16 protein-coding genes are annotated in these 14077 nt (G+C 46.6%); 8 read left to right on the top strand and 8 right to left on the bottom strand.

Features of this window, described 5'->3' with window-relative positions:
* Positions 1-377: 377 nt before the first annotated feature.
* Positions 378-1031 carry a tetratricopeptide repeat protein gene (locus IEV98_RS15235; protein ID WP_229738784.1) on the top strand — a complete coding sequence of 218 codons (654 nt, stop codon included), beginning with the start codon at positions 378-380 and terminating at the stop codon, positions 1029-1031.
* A 54-nt stretch (positions 1032-1085) separates the two neighbouring features.
* Here IEV98_RS15235 and IEV98_RS15230 read toward each other — a convergent pair whose 3' ends face one another.
* Positions 1086-1646 carry a hypothetical protein gene (locus tag IEV98_RS15230; RefSeq protein ID WP_188506885.1) on the bottom strand — a complete coding sequence of 187 codons (561 nt, stop codon included), beginning with the start codon at positions 1644-1646 and terminating at the stop codon, positions 1086-1088.
* A 12-nt stretch (positions 1647-1658) separates the two neighbouring features.
* Positions 1659-3188 (bottom strand): 2,3-bisphosphoglycerate-independent phosphoglycerate mutase, encoded by a 1530-nt coding sequence (gene gpmI, locus IEV98_RS15225; protein WP_188506884.1) that lies wholly within the window; start codon positions 3186-3188, stop codon positions 1659-1661.
* Between the two features lie 279 nt (positions 3189-3467).
* On the opposite strand from gpmI, the gene IEV98_RS15220 reads away from it, so the two are divergent.
* From IEV98_RS15220 to IEV98_RS15190, 7 genes are all read left to right on the top strand, one after another.
* Positions 3468-3821: a DUF4783 domain-containing protein gene (locus tag IEV98_RS15220; protein WP_188506883.1), complete on the top strand. Its 354-nt coding sequence runs from the start codon at positions 3468-3470 to the stop codon at positions 3819-3821.
* 145 nt (positions 3822-3966) lie between these two features.
* Positions 3967-4827, top strand: a complete 861-nt coding sequence (gene nadC, locus IEV98_RS15215) for a carboxylating nicotinate-nucleotide diphosphorylase (RefSeq protein WP_188506882.1) — start codon at positions 3967-3969, stop codon at positions 4825-4827.
* Between the two features lie 47 nt (positions 4828-4874).
* The gene (gene plsY, locus IEV98_RS15210) at positions 4875-5525 is read left to right on the top strand and encodes a glycerol-3-phosphate 1-O-acyltransferase PlsY (protein ID WP_188506881.1); all 651 of its coding nucleotides are present in this window, start codon (positions 4875-4877) and stop codon (positions 5523-5525) included.
* A 75-nt stretch (positions 5526-5600) separates the two neighbouring features.
* Complete coding sequence (locus IEV98_RS15205; protein WP_188506880.1) at positions 5601-6413, top strand: M48 family metallopeptidase; 813 nt, start codon at positions 5601-5603, stop codon at positions 6411-6413.
* A gap of 3 nt (positions 6414-6416) precedes the next feature.
* Positions 6417-7064, top strand: coding sequence for a pyridoxamine 5'-phosphate oxidase (gene pdxH, locus IEV98_RS15200; protein ID WP_188506879.1), 648 nt, complete (start codon positions 6417-6419; stop codon positions 7062-7064).
* A 20-nt stretch (positions 7065-7084) separates the two neighbouring features.
* Positions 7085-7585, top strand: a complete 501-nt coding sequence (locus IEV98_RS15195; RefSeq protein ID WP_188506878.1) for an NADH-quinone oxidoreductase subunit C — start codon at positions 7085-7087, stop codon at positions 7583-7585.
* Positions 7586-7679: 94 nt separating this feature from the next.
* On the top strand, positions 7680-8804 hold the full coding sequence (locus IEV98_RS15190; RefSeq protein WP_371870674.1) for an NADH-quinone oxidoreductase subunit D: 1125 nt from the start codon (positions 7680-7682) through the stop codon (positions 8802-8804).
* A gap of 327 nt (positions 8805-9131) precedes the next feature.
* On the opposite strand, the gene IEV98_RS15185 is transcribed toward IEV98_RS15190, so the two are convergent.
* From IEV98_RS15185 to IEV98_RS15160, 6 genes are all read right to left on the bottom strand, one after another.
* Positions 9132-9716 carry an outer membrane beta-barrel protein gene (locus tag IEV98_RS15185; protein ID WP_188506876.1) on the bottom strand — a complete coding sequence of 195 codons (585 nt, stop codon included), beginning with the start codon at positions 9714-9716 and terminating at the stop codon, positions 9132-9134.
* 380 nt (positions 9717-10096) lie between these two features.
* Positions 10097-11245 carry a molecular chaperone DnaJ gene (gene dnaJ / locus IEV98_RS15180; RefSeq protein ID WP_188506875.1) on the bottom strand — a complete coding sequence of 383 codons (1149 nt, stop codon included), beginning with the start codon at positions 11243-11245 and terminating at the stop codon, positions 10097-10099.
* A 13-nt stretch (positions 11246-11258) separates the two neighbouring features.
* The gene (locus IEV98_RS15175; protein ID WP_229738783.1) at positions 11259-11798 is read right to left on the bottom strand and encodes a nucleotide exchange factor GrpE; all 540 of its coding nucleotides are present in this window, start codon (positions 11796-11798) and stop codon (positions 11259-11261) included.
* Between the two features lie 187 nt (positions 11799-11985).
* Complete coding sequence (locus tag IEV98_RS15170) at positions 11986-12666, bottom strand: cell division ATP-binding protein FtsE (RefSeq protein ID WP_188506873.1); 681 nt, start codon at positions 12664-12666, stop codon at positions 11986-11988.
* Positions 12667-12672: 6 nt separating this feature from the next.
* Positions 12673-12876 (bottom strand): fructose-6-phosphate aldolase, encoded by a 204-nt coding sequence (locus tag IEV98_RS15165; RefSeq protein ID WP_188506872.1) that lies wholly within the window; start codon positions 12874-12876, stop codon positions 12673-12675.
* A 41-nt stretch (positions 12877-12917) separates the two neighbouring features.
* Positions 12918-13934: an aldehyde dehydrogenase family protein gene (locus IEV98_RS15160; protein ID WP_188506871.1), complete on the bottom strand. Its 1017-nt coding sequence runs from the start codon at positions 13932-13934 to the stop codon at positions 12918-12920.
* Positions 13935-14077 lie beyond the last annotated feature (143 nt).

Raw genomic sequence — 14077 nt, 5'->3', positions numbered from 1 at the left:
AATGCCTATGCCAATAGTAAACTTCTTTGCTATTTCGCTGTTAAGTAATATTATTAAGGTATACATACTGCAAAAAAGTCAGCTTGGGAACAAGAAGGCCGGTTGCACTGCGTACATTGATTAGTTGCATATGGATTTATCGCTAATATAGTATGTTTTGCGATAAAACGCAGTTCTTAAAATAATAAAATAATCGTTTTGGAGTTTAAAGTTAAAATTCCGTGACGGTGGTGTTGCAGGGAGCGAAGCTTATCGCTATGTTTGTAGCACGGAAATTGCAGTAGTGGGAAATATTAGCGACTTACCGAGCCGCGTGCAACCGGTAATGCATAAAGGATTTGTATAATTTAATAGTGATGAAACGAGATTATTTAAACATGTTTTTTAACAAGCTTAACTGTGGTATTGTAGTCGGGATGCTGTGTTTCACTACATTAGTAGCACAAGCGCAAACAACGGAAACCGCTCCCAGCAATCCCCACGTACGGCTGGGGCAGAAAGCACTGATTGATGGTGATTTTAAGGCCGCCGCCACCCACTTGCAGAAAGCGCTTCCTGCCGAGGCTGGCGATCCGGATGTCATGTATATGTTAGGGTATTCGCATTATCAAATCGGAGAGTATAGGAAAGCGCTGGATGCGTTTGGTAAAGTCATCCAATTGCGGCCCGACCATGAGTCTGCATACTATTACCGGGGGAAGGCCAATAATATCCTTGCTGTTCAAACCGAGACCAAGATCAGTTCGGGCAACCGGGAGAAGATGCTGAATACGGCGATTGCAGATTATACGAAAGCCATCGATCTAAATAACGGCGATGTAAAATATTATCAAAATAGAGGTATTGCCTATCGGGATTTAGGTATTTTGCGGGGAACGGCGGGTACGGCCAACTACGACAAAGTGGTTGCAACTGAGGCGTACGATAAAAGCATTGTGGATTTTGAACAGGTGCTGGCGATGACCCCAGGGAAAAAGGATATTCAAACGGAAATCAGAAAGGCTAAAGTCTATCGCGATAACCTGAAATAATTGATTGGTGTAGGCGAATCTAGAGGCTATGGCAGGTTGATGCCATAGCCTTTTTTATTTCCATTTGCCTATCACCGTGTAGTCACTTTCGCCAATGACCCGCACCCCTTGCCGTTTGACAATTCGGTATAAGGAATCAGGGTAATAGTCAAGCTCTTCATCCGTATGGTAGAGCATATTGCTAACTTTGTTGATAATCTGAATGTGCGTAACCGATCCGTCTTCCTGCTTCTCGACGGTGATTTGAGCGGTACGCAATTTGGGGTCTATGCTTTTATAGATTACCGCCGATACGTTGGAGCTGTCTACATGGTAACTGTTTTGCCAAGCAGGCTTGTTGATGTCAGCGTCGATAAATAACGCGAATTCTTCCCTCCAATCTATGATGCGGATTTCCTTACTTTCCTGTTCGCCATTTTTGGCTACGGTTTTGACAATTGAAGGGGCGAGCTGTTGCAGCCGTGTTGCTTCGCGGTCGAAGTAGTCGACCAAACTGAAATACGATGTTGAAGAACCGACTACGGACGCGCTATTGGGCCCATTGCAGGACGAGGCGCCCCATGCTAAAATCACACAGGTGAGGCACATACGTCGGATATGATGGTGCTGGGTCATTAGGATACGGCATCAAATCAACGTATGCCCTGTCATGTCCGGTGGGATGGGCAATCCCATGATCTTTAAGATAGTGGGTGCGATGTCACCCAACTTGCCATCAGATATCGCTTGATAATCGTCATCAATAAGGATACAAGGTACTAGATTGGTGGTGTGTGCCGTGTTGACGGACCCGTCATCATTGATCATGAATTCCGCATTTCCGTGGTCAGCGATGATGATGAACGTATAGCCTACTTGGCGCCCACATTCCACAACCTGTTTCGTGCAACGGTCAACCGTTTCAACGGCTTTGACGACGGCGTCGAACACACCGGTATGCCCTACCATATCCGGATTCGCGAAATTGAGGCAAATGAAGTCAGGCTTATTGGCGGTCATATCGGCACAGATGGCATCTGCAACACGTTGAGCACTCATTTCCGGCTGCAAATCATACGTCGCCACCTTCGGAGAAGGGATGAGGATACGGTTCTCGCCTTCGAATACCTGCTCACGTCCACCGGAAAAGAAGAACGTCACATGCGGGTATTTTTCGGTTTCGGCAATCCGGGTCTGTGTTTTGGTACCCGCTGCCAACACCTCGCCAAGCGTATTACTAAGGTTATCTTTAAGAAACAGAACACCGACATGCCTAAACGTTTCGTCATAGGTCGTCATGGTAAGGTAACGTACGTTTAACGGATGCATATCGTATTCAGGAAAATCCTGTTGCGTGAGTGCGATCGTGATTTCACGGCCGCGGTCTGTGCGGAAGTTAAAGCAAATCACTACGTCGCCATCTTGGATGGTTGCAATAGCGGATCCATTGTTGTCTGTTTTTAGGATGGGTTTTACAAACTCATCGGTAACACCGGCATCGTACGAACGCTGGATGGCTTGGGCAAGGTCTTGTGTGGGCGTTCCAACGCCGTTTACCAAGAGGTCGTAGGCCTGTTTGACCCGCTCCCATCGATTGTCGCGATCCATGGCGTAGTATCGACCAATGGCCGAAGCAAGTCTTCCTACACTTGTGGTTAGAAATTGCTCGATATCAGTAATATATGTGATCCCGGAACGAGGGTCGGTATCGCGACCGTCTAAAAATGCATGTACAAACACTTGATCGCTTGCCAATCCAGCATTCTTCGCCGCATTACATAATCCCTTTAAATGCTTGGTGTGTGCATGCACTCCACCATCAGACAATAGCCCTATAAAATGCACGCGCTTATTCGCGGTTTTCGCATACCGAAAAGCTTCCTGTAACGTCTCGTTTACGTCCAGCTCACCATCGGCAACCGCCTTGTGAATTCTTCCAAGCTCTTGGTAAACCACTCTTCCGGCGCCTAAATTCATGTGGCCGACCTCGGAATTGCCCATTTGACCCGCCGGAAGACCCACAGCTTCTCCAGAGGCCTCTAGTTTGGCATTGGGGTAGTGGGATAGCAACTGATCTAAATAAGGGGTGCTTGCAGCCAGTACAGCGTTGGATTGATCCTTTTTGCCATAACCTAAACCATCTAAGATTATTAGCGCTATTTTCTTTTCGTTGTTCACAGGGCAAATATACGCATTTTCATGGAATCGGATTCACGGAGGCGCGGGCTTTGGGCATAGGGAAAAGATGGCATGTTTTTAGCTATACGTTGTCCGGTGAACGAGAAGCATGGTGAAAAAAAGCTTTTGTAGAAAAAAATCTACACTTTTTTACTGACAAAAGCGATAATATTGTTGGCTACCAAAATAGAATTGACATTTGAATAAACAACTACAGTGAACGTGAAGGGAATCAGATTGATCAGAAAAGCAGGGATGGCTGGAGTAATGTGTTTAGCTATGACAATGTGCCTTGCTAATATCAATGACGTAATTGACGACATTGCATCGTGTATCAAAGGCGGAAATACCAAGGAGCTGTCTAAGTATTTTTCGTCTACGGTGAGCATGACTTTGCTGAATGATGAAGGGATTTACTCGCGCGTGCAGGCGGAGATTATCCTGCGCGATTTCTTTGGGAAAAACACCCCTACGAGTGTTAAAATCGCTCATCGACTGGATTCAAACCCCAATTTTAGGTACGTGGTACTCAATCTTGAAACCCCCAAGGATACATTTCGGGTTTCTTACAAACTGACGAATAATGATAATGCGTTTCAGGTTACCGAGTTTCGCGTTGAACCAATTTACTAACCACCCATATCCGATTTTTATTTTTATTCTTTCTTTTTTGTTTTAAATAGCCATCTTAGCGGCGTTTTAACGGCATTGCTTATGTACTTATCCGAGCTGACGTAACGGGCTTGGTGTACCATGTAAGCTTTTTTATCGACGACCAATGACTCATGAAGAAAATAAGCAGCTGAGGCATTTTATCGCGGCTGCGCTTGCTGAAGACGTAGGTGACGGGGATCATACTTCGCGGTCTACCATTCCCGAGGGGAAGGTTGGCGAAGCCCAATTGATCATCAAGGAACAAGGTGTCATCGCTGGCTTGGAAGAGGCAGTTGCTGTATTCCACGAGGTGGATGAAGCGCTCGCTATAACTACAATGGTCACCGATGGCCAAGTTGTTCAGACGGGAGACATTGCGTTGCGGGTGAAGGGAAACATTCATAGTATTTTGGTTGCGGAACGACTTGTACTCAACATCATGCAACGCATGAGTGGGATCGCGACGACCACGCGTCGGATTGCGGCTATCTTGGAAGGGACAGGTACCGAGGTGTTGGATACCCGTAAAACCACTCCATTGCTTCGATTTTTGGAAAAAAAGGCTGTGGCAATTGGGGGGGGCGTAAACCACCGTTTCGGTTTGTATGATATGATGTTGATCAAAGACAATCACGTGGACTACGCCGGTGGAATTAAGAACGCAATTGAACGGGCAAATCAATATCGTCATGCATTGGATCGTCCCATAGCGATCGAGGTAGAAGTACGGAACCTCGAAGAGGTCAGGCAGGTGTTGGAGGTGGGTAATGTGGAGCGGATCATGCTGGACAATTTCAGGCCCGAGCAGGTGCGCGAAGCCGTGGCACTTATCAATGGCCGGTTTGTGACGGAAGCATCTGGAGGTATCACCGACGAAAATGTCCGTGACTATGCAGAAGCGGGAGTGAACTATATTTCTATCGGTGCGCTTACGCACTCCGTAAAAAGTTTGGATATGAGCTTAAAGGCAAAAGTCGTCGATTAAATAAAGTAGGTGTTATTTTTTGCTTCTTTTTCGTTAATTTGCAATTCATGATATCGATTTATTTGATCGGCGCTGTCCTGTTAGCCTATTGTTTTGGCTCCATACCCACGGCGGTATGGCTGGGCCAGTCTTTTTACGGCGTGGACGTTCGGGAGTATGGCAGCGGCAATGCAGGAGCCACGAACACTTTCCGGGTACTCGGTACGAAGGCTGGTGTAGCCGTAATGCTTATCGACATCTTAAAAGGGTGGACGGCTACTAATCTTGCTTATTTTATCGGTCCTTCGGTTACCGGTCCACAAGCGGCTGCTCAATTTGTTAATTATCAACTAGCTTTGGGCGTAATTGCGGTAGTAGGGCATCTGTTTCCGATTTTTGCGGGCTTCAGGGGTGGAAAAGGGGTCGCTACACTGTTTGGGATGATACTGGCTGTGCATTTCCAAGCCGCATTGGTATGTGTGTCCGTTTTCCTTGTCGTGCTGCTCCTTACGCGGTATGTATCGCTGAGTTCCATCAGTGCCGGATTTGCTTTTCCGTTCAGCATTGTTTTTCTGTTTCATACATCGGTAAAGTCGGTGCTGCTTTACGGCATGTGTATCTGCGTATTGATTCTGATCACCCATCAGAAAAATATAGAACGTTTACTGAAAGGTAAGGAATCGAAGGTTTATTTATTTGGTAAAAGGGCCAAGGAATAGCGCTGCGAATTCGGCATATATATTGCTTTATGTAGGCGTAGTGGATATTGACCATCGCATTTAATTTTAAATATCATGAACGCATTCGTTAAAAGTTCCTGTTTATTATTGACCCTTGTTGTCATTGCATCGTGCGCGACCGTGCCGTTGACCGGACGGAGACAGTTGAGTCTAGTCAATGAATCCGAAATCCAGCAACAAGCAGCGCTGGTGTATAAGGATTTACTCAACGATTCGAAGACCAAAGTAGTCAAGAGCACGTCGCAAGCACAAATGGTGCAGCGTGTAGGTAAAAACATTGCAGGAGCCGTGAATCGTTTCCTGCAAGAAAACGGATACGGTGACCAGTACAATTTCGACTGGGAGTTTAACTTGATACAAGAGGACCAAATCAATGCATGGTGCATGCCTGGCGGGAAAGTGGCGGTTTATTCCGGCATACTGCCCGTTACCAAAAACGAAGCGGGGCTGGCTACGGTAATGGGGCATGAAGTAGCCCATGCCATCGCGAAACATTCGGCTGAGCGCATGTCACAAACCATTATCGCGCAAGCAGGGGGAGTAGCCGTGGATGTAGCCACTTCAGAAAAATCCAGCACAACCCGATCGGTGCTCAACACGGCATACGGGCTAGGGGGGCAACTTGCGTTACTGAATTATTCACGCAACCAAGAAAGCGAAGCCGACCGGTTGGGATTGGTCTTTATGGCTATGGCCGGCTATAATCCCAATGAAGCGATCGGGTTTTGGGAGCGTATGGCTCAGGCAAAGCAAGCCCAGGGTGGAGGTGCCCCGCCTGAATTTCTCAGTACGCACCCCAGCGATGCACGGCGGATAAACAATATCCAAAAGTTGATACCAGAGGCCATGACCTATTACAAGAAATAGCGAATGAAGCAAACCGATATCGCAGCCATCCGGGCAGAGTATCGAATGGGGGAGTTGAGTGAGTATGAAGTCGTTACAGATGCTATTGAGCAATTCCGGCATTGGTTTGACGACGCGATAGACAAAAAGGTCATGGAGCCCAATGCGATGACGTTGTCTACCGTATCGGCCTCTGGTCGACCATCTTCAAGAATTGTACTGTTGAAGGATTTGGATGAGACTGGTTTCGGTTTTTTCACTAACTACGAAAGCCAGAAAGGAGCGGAATTGGCTGAAAATCCCTATGCGGCTTTGCTGTTTTTCTGGCCGGAATTGCAGCGGCAGGTGCGCGTAACGGGGCGCGTGGAGAAAATGTCCGCAGCGCATTCTGATGCATACTTTCACTCCCGGCCCAAAGGAAGTCAATTGGGCGCCATCGCTTCCCCGCAGAGCCGAGAGATTCCTGATCGGCTGATGCTGGATACACAATTGGCTGAATTGGAGAAGCGTTATAAAGCTATTGAACCAATTCCACGGCCAGCGTATTGGGGCGGATATAGGCTTTTACCCGATACCTTGGAATTTTGGCAGGGAAGGGCAAGCAGACTCCATGATCGATTGGTCTACAGGCGGTTTGAAAGAGGTTGGAACATAACAAGACTAGCGCCCTAATCCTTATAATCCTTAACCATATGGAAACGATAGCACGTATACGGGAATTACTGGAAGCAGCGTTTGGCTTGGAGATAGTAATCGCTGACGAACAGTCGGTGTTGCAGCCGGCACTGACTGTAGCCAAGGAAGCCCTACCGCAGGTATGCTTGTTTCTTCGGGATCACCAAGAAACCTATTTTGATTTCCTTTCCTGTATCAGCGCGGTGGATGATGGGGTGACGGCAGGTACCTTTACCGTTGTTTATCACTTAGCGTCAATACCGTATAATCAGCAGCTTACCCTTAAGGTAATTGTGCAAAATGACAGGCAATTGGATAATCTTCCCGTCATACCCACGGTGAGCGAGGTATGGCGAACAGCGGAGTGGCACGAACGGGAAGCATTTGATCTTGTGGGAATCTATTTTGAAGGACATCGCGACCTAAGGCGGATATTATTGCCGGATGACTGGGAAGGATACCCTTTGCGCAAAGATTATAAGGAAGCTGAAGCATACCATGGAATAGCGATTAAATAAAGAAGCGAACATTATGCCAGCGGTAGCGAACAACCTTTATCAAGAAGCACAACGGGCGCATGAAGCGCGGTTGGAGTCGATAGCAGCGGAGGAGATGATTATCAATATGGGGCCCCAACACCCATCTACCCATGGCGTGTTGCGGTTGCAGTTGATTACTGATGGGGAAATCGTCAAGGAAGTCATCCCACATCTTGGCTATTTGCACCGCTGCTTTGAGAAACATGCGGAATCGATGAATTACGGGAAGACTATTCCGTTTACCGACCGGATGGATTACTTGGCTTCGATGAATAATAGCCATGCTTTTGTAATGGGGGTAGAGCGTATGCTGGGTATCGATAAGCAAATTCCTAAACGGGTCGAATACATCCGCGTACTGGTATGTGAACTCAACCGCATCGCGTCGCACCTGATTGCGATAGGTACATACGGTATCGATATTGGAGCATTTACGCCATTTATGTGGTGTTTCCGGGATCGGGAGCATATCATGAACATGCTGGAGTGGGCTTCGGGATCAAGGATGCTATACAATTACATCTGGGTAGGTGGTTTATTCTACGACCTGCCCGTAGGCTTCGAGGAACGTTGCATCGAATTTATCCGATATTTCAAGCCGAAATTGATAGAATTGGATGAACTCCTTACCGAAAACCAGATTTTTATTTCGCGAACCGCAAATATTGGTATGTTGCCCGCCGACGTTGCCATCAACTATGGTTGTTCCGGACCCATGTTGCGCGCCTCCGGAATCAAGTGGGATTTACGAAGGGCAGATGGATATTCGGTATATCCCGAGCTTGAGTTTGATATTCCGGTGGGTAAGGGGCAGGCTGGACGCTTGGGCGACTGCTGGGACCGTTTCAAGGTGCGGGTAGATGAAGTTAGGGAGTCCGTACGGATTATCGAGCAATGCTTAGCGCTGTTGACCAAGGAACTGAAGCGCACGGCAGATTTTGATCCGCGTGCACTCGTGCCCAAAAAGGTCAACTTGAAAGCCCAGGATTATTATGTGAGGGCCGAAAACCCGAAGGGCGAACTGGGTTTCTATTTTGTTACTCAGGAAAAGACCGATATCCCTAAACGGGTGAAAGCCCGGGGACCAAGTTTCAACAACCTTTCGGTGTTGCCGGAATTGGCGAAAGGTGTGCTGATTGCAGACTTGGTGGCGATATTAGGTTCCATAGATATTGTTTTGGGAGAGGTAGACCGATAAATAGTTGTGTATAGGATTGGTATAAAGCACTTTATGTCGATTGGTTGTTTACTGTGTGGGGTTTTTGAAAATAAGTTAAAATAATTTGCAAAGTGTAAAATAAATAGTACCTTTGCAGCTTCATAATTTAGGTTTATAATTGGTTAGTAAAGGTTTCCATTCTCCCCGTTTGGAAACCTTTCTTTTTTGGTTCAAGTCTCTATTCTGCGAGGCGAAACGACGGACAACAACAACTCGGGTAAGAAAGCATTAGCTTATCTTTAATTTATATAAAAAAAGCGCCTTGGCGGTTGGCCAAGGCGCTTTTTTATCCGTTGTGTCTATTTCTTAGAAATAGAACTGGACACCGATTTTCGGGGCCAATGAATTGGCGTTCAAACCAAATGAGTTGGTGCTGGTTTTGCTACCGCCTTCAGGCGTAGTGCTGGCATTTTGATAATACAAGCCTCGTACGGAAAATTCAATGCCGATCTTGTCGGTAGGGAAGTACGCAAAGCCTGGTGCCAATTCAACACCGTAATGTTCTGATTTGGAAATTTTCGTATCATCGACTTTGGAGTTGCCCCAAGCCATTGGAACGGATACTTGACCGAAGAACTTAAAGTCGCCGTCGCCTTTGTAAAGTCTGGCATACGGAGCGGCCACGAATTGCCCAAGCTTAGCTTTCTCAGTGCCATCATCTTCCTGATTCCAAGCGTAGCCTATTCCCAATCCAACCGCCACATTGTCGCTAACAAATACGCCGACATTAGGTAAGATAGAAAAACCCTGAACACTTCCGTCAACATCTTTTACATTGGTGTAATCGTACGACACATTTCCGCCAAGGATAGTCTTTCCTTTTTCGGTTTGTGCATTAGCTGCGAATGTTACTGCTACGGCTGCTGTTAAAGTTAAAAATAGTTTTTTCATGATGTTATTAAAAATTTAGTTAAAATTATTGTCATCCAGTCCTCATTTTTTGCATTTGAACTATTTGACTTATGAAGTCAGTTATGCAATACAAATGCCAAAGTTTGTCACCAAATGGTCCGTTTTGTCATCCCGGTGTCGCTTTTGATTGGACGAGCTTAATGGATAGGTTCAGTGCTTAAATCAAGCTTTTTTTTACGATGATTGCGCTATTAACTAACATGTTTATTGCGTTTTTTGAACCGTTTGAACGTGCCGCGCCATGTTGTCTTATTTCATATTGACTTTTTGACATTAAATGTCAGTCTGCATAAGTTCATACAAAAAAAGCTAAGCACTGTGGTGCTTAGCTCAATATGATTAAAGGAGCGATGCTCTTATTATTCGAAATATTCCTTTATTCGTTCAAAAAAGGTTTTTTCATTCCTGCCGGGCTGGGGTTTGAAATTTGGAGAGTTGCGCAGGCGTTCGAGCAGATCTTTCTCTTCTGACGATACCGCTTTAGGCGTCCATACATTGACATACACGAGCTGGTCACCTTTATGGTAGGAGTTGACCTCAGGCACGCCTTTTCCCTTTAGTCGCAGTATTTTTCCGCCTTGAGTGCCCGATTCAATTTTGATTTTCGCTTTGCCGTCTATGGTGGGGATTTCTACGCTAGTACCCAATGCCGCGTCGACAAAATTGACATACAGGTCATAGATAACATTTGTTCCGTCCCTTTTCAGGCTTTCATGTGGTAGCTCTTCAATAAGGATAATCAAGTCGCCGGGTACCCCGCCACGCGGGGCGGCATTTCCTTTTCCACTCATGGATAACTGCATGCCCTCGCTTACGCCGGCAGGTATGTTGATGCTGATTGTTTCTTCACCACGCACCAGTCCGTCGCCATGGCATGCCGTACATTTCGCGGATATTTCTACGCCTTCGCCATTACAGGTAGGGCAAGTGCTGGTTGTTTGCATCTGGCCCAAAATGGTATTGGTAACCCGTCGTACAGCACCCGTGCCGCCGCAGGTGCGACAGGTGTGGAATGAAGATTTATCCTTGGCGCCGCTGCCGTCGCAGGTGGAACATACCACTTGCTTGTTTACCTTGATTTTCTTTTCGGCACCCTTAGCGATTTCGTGCAGGGTGAGTTTTACCTTGATACGTAAGTTGGATCCTTTGGTGACACGACGACCACCACGTTGGCCCCCACCACCGAAAAAGCTTTCAAACGGACTGCCGCCGCCGCCGAAGATGTCTCCAAATTGGCTGAATATATCTTCCATATTCATACCACCGCCACCGAAACCACCTGAAGCACCACCGGCATGGCCAAATTGGTCATAGCGTTGCCGCTTTTCGGAGTTGCTGAGTACTTCATAAGCTTCAGCAGCTTCCTTAAATTTCTCTTCGGCTTCTTTGTTGTCTGGATTTTTGTCTGGGTGGTACTTAATAGCCAATTTCCGATAAGCCGACTTTATCTCGGCTTGATCGGCGTTGCGGGAAATACCTAATACATCGTAATAATCTCGTTTTGCCATGCTTGCTTGTCTGTTAACTGCCTACAACGACTTTGGCATGGCGCAACACCTTACCATGTAAAAAGTAGCCCTTTTCGATTTCGTCAATTACCTTGCCTTTCAGGTCATCACTGGCAGCCGGTACGTTGGTGATCGCTTCCTGCAACTCTGCATCGAACGGTTTTCCTATCGATTCCATCTCCTTCAATCCCTGGTTGGTAAGGATGGTCTTCAGCTTTTGGCCAACCAAAGACACGCCCTCTTGCAACGGAGCGAGTTCAGTAGCGGTTTCAAAGGCCTTTAACGCCCGGTCGAAATCATCGATTGCCGGTAGTAGGTTGGCAATGATTTCCTTGCCGGCGGTTTGCATGAGTTCGACGCGCTCCTTTGCAATCCGGCGCTTGTAATTATCAAACTCAGCATATAAGCGCATATACTTGTCATTGGCCGCAGCCAATTCGGCAGTCAATCGTTGTGTTTCTGTAGGCTCATCAGCCGCAGGATCAATTTCTTTTTCGATTTGGGCATCGTCGGCCGTCTGGATTTCCTGCGCAGCAGCTTCTTTTTCTCCCATTATGTCGTTGTTATCGTAATTTCTTTTGTTCTTGTCTTTTGCCATAGCTGTCATCCTGTTGTTGTCAACCGTAGTTCGGTCACGCAATTTCATTGCCAGCTATGAAACTCCGTCACCCTGTCAGTTTCGCGGCGCGCCATGCTTACAAAATGGCGCATTAGCGCTAGCTTTCGCCATGTAAGCAGGCTTATATTGACACATTGTCTTGCAATGCGCCATCTCCCGTTTTGATGATACGTGAAGGCATATTACGGATGATTTGGTAATCATGCGTGGCCATTAGGATTGCAGTTCCGGATCGACTGATTTCTTTCAATAACAAAACGATTTCTTCAGAGGTCTCGGGGTCCAGGTTGCCGGTAGGTTCATCGGCCAGGATAATTTCGGGATTATTGAGCAAAGCACGGGCAATGACCACGCGTTGCTGCTCACCACCGGATAGTTCATGAGGCATTTTCTTGAGCTTAGAGCGGAGGCCTACCTTTTCGAGCACGTCCAGCATCCGGTTGGTGATTAGGTTTTTGTCTTTCCAACCCGTGGCGCGAAGGGCAAATTCCAGGTTCTTTTCTACGGTACGGTCCGTGAGTAGGTGGAAATCCTGGAAAACGATGCCCAATTTTCTACGCAGGAAAGGTACTTCTCGTTCACTGAGTTTTTTTAAGTCGAAGCCGGCAACCATCCCTTCACCACTGGCAATGTGTAGTTCACCATAGATGATTTTCAACAGGCTGCTCTTGCCACTCCCGGTTTGGCCGATTAGGAATACAAATTCGCCCTTATCGATTTTCAGGTTAACATTAGCAAGTACGAGATGCTTGGGTTGGTAGATATCGACGTTTTTGAGTGTGATTACCGTATCGCCTATCATAATGTTTTACAATTCTATTTTTTTAATTTGTCCGAAAGGCATTTCCCTGACAACTTCCATAATGTACACTGCTTTATTGCCCAGCCCTAATTTTTCCAAGGATTTGTCAGGGCGGTCTACCCTGAAGTAAGCAAGCAAAGTGAAGGCATCGTCACGCAGTTGGACATAATCCGGTATTTTGGCCACACCCTTAACTTTGATCAGATACATGGTGTGCAAAGTTAGTATTAATTACGTGAAAGATAAAGGGGTTATCGGTGTTTGGCCAAAAAATCCAACGTGTTCAAACCGTCCGCATAGTCGTTGAGCGCGGGCTGCTGGCTTTGCCCGAAGTCGACTTGCGGTGTAGCAATCGCCAATTGATCGCTGCTGACTACACATTGTAGCTGGTCGTGCAGTGCGTTCAGCCGCTTAGTCAGCGAGTCCGCATCTCGGTATTCCTCGAGGTGCAGTACTCCCAATGGCGAAGCCATCCGTTCGTCGGGCTTGACCAACAAGAATCCATTGTCAAAATGTGGATTGCCGTTGATGAGGTAAATGGACTTGTTGTAATCGTAATTATTGGCATATTTGTGATGATTGATGCAATCGCGAAAAGAAGATATGCCATCAAAAAATACCGAAATGTCATAGTCCTGGGGTACGAATAGCTTAGAGACACTCCGGCAGCCGAGGCCAAAATAGTCAAACACATCGTTACCCAGTTGTTGGAGGTCGTGTGCATTTTCCTTGCCGGTCAGTACCGCTGCACTGTTGCGGTTTTTCCGGATGATATGCGGCTTTTCGCCGAAATAATACGTAAAGTACCGGGCGCTGTTATCATTGCCGGTGGCGATTACCATATCGAAATCCTTAAGCCGCTCAGTAATACGGATCTCGGAAGCAAAGGCAGGGTTGATATCCTGAAGTTTTTCAAGTAGGTGTGCGGTAACTGTAGGGTCGTCTGTTGCGGGCTTTACCTGTACGTTAAAGCCCGCACAAAGCACACACAGGATGTCGTGGAAGCCAACTAGCGGGATGTTTCCGGCTAGGACGAGTCCAACGGTTTTATTCGACTCATCATCAAAGGGGTAGGGGGCCAGCCATTTTTGCAGCCGATCTTCCGATAAATTCAATGCAATCGCATTCACCGCCTTCTGGACATTGGGCAATGTAAACCACGGGTTATGGTATTGGGCGGATTCGATGATTTGCCGTAGGTGCGGGTTGCCGGAAATGAGGTATTTCCCAAGTTGAACGAAAGCTTCTATACGTTGTTTCTTTGTCAAAATATGAATCTTAAGAGCTGTAATACACGAGATTTGTTGTATATTTGTGACCAAATTTGGTTGGTAACAAAAAGACGACTAGTTTTGTAGTGAACTTTTTCACATCAAGTTGCAAAAGTAGGTTTTTTTATTTTAATTATATT

The sequence above is a fragment of the Parapedobacter pyrenivorans genome (assembly GCF_014636865.1).
In the GTDB taxonomy this organism is placed as follows: Bacteria; Bacteroidota; Bacteroidia; order Sphingobacteriales; family Sphingobacteriaceae; genus Parapedobacter; species Parapedobacter pyrenivorans.
The sequence above is the reverse complement of the archived record's forward strand: the minus strand, read 5'-3'. Positions and strand labels throughout refer to the sequence as shown.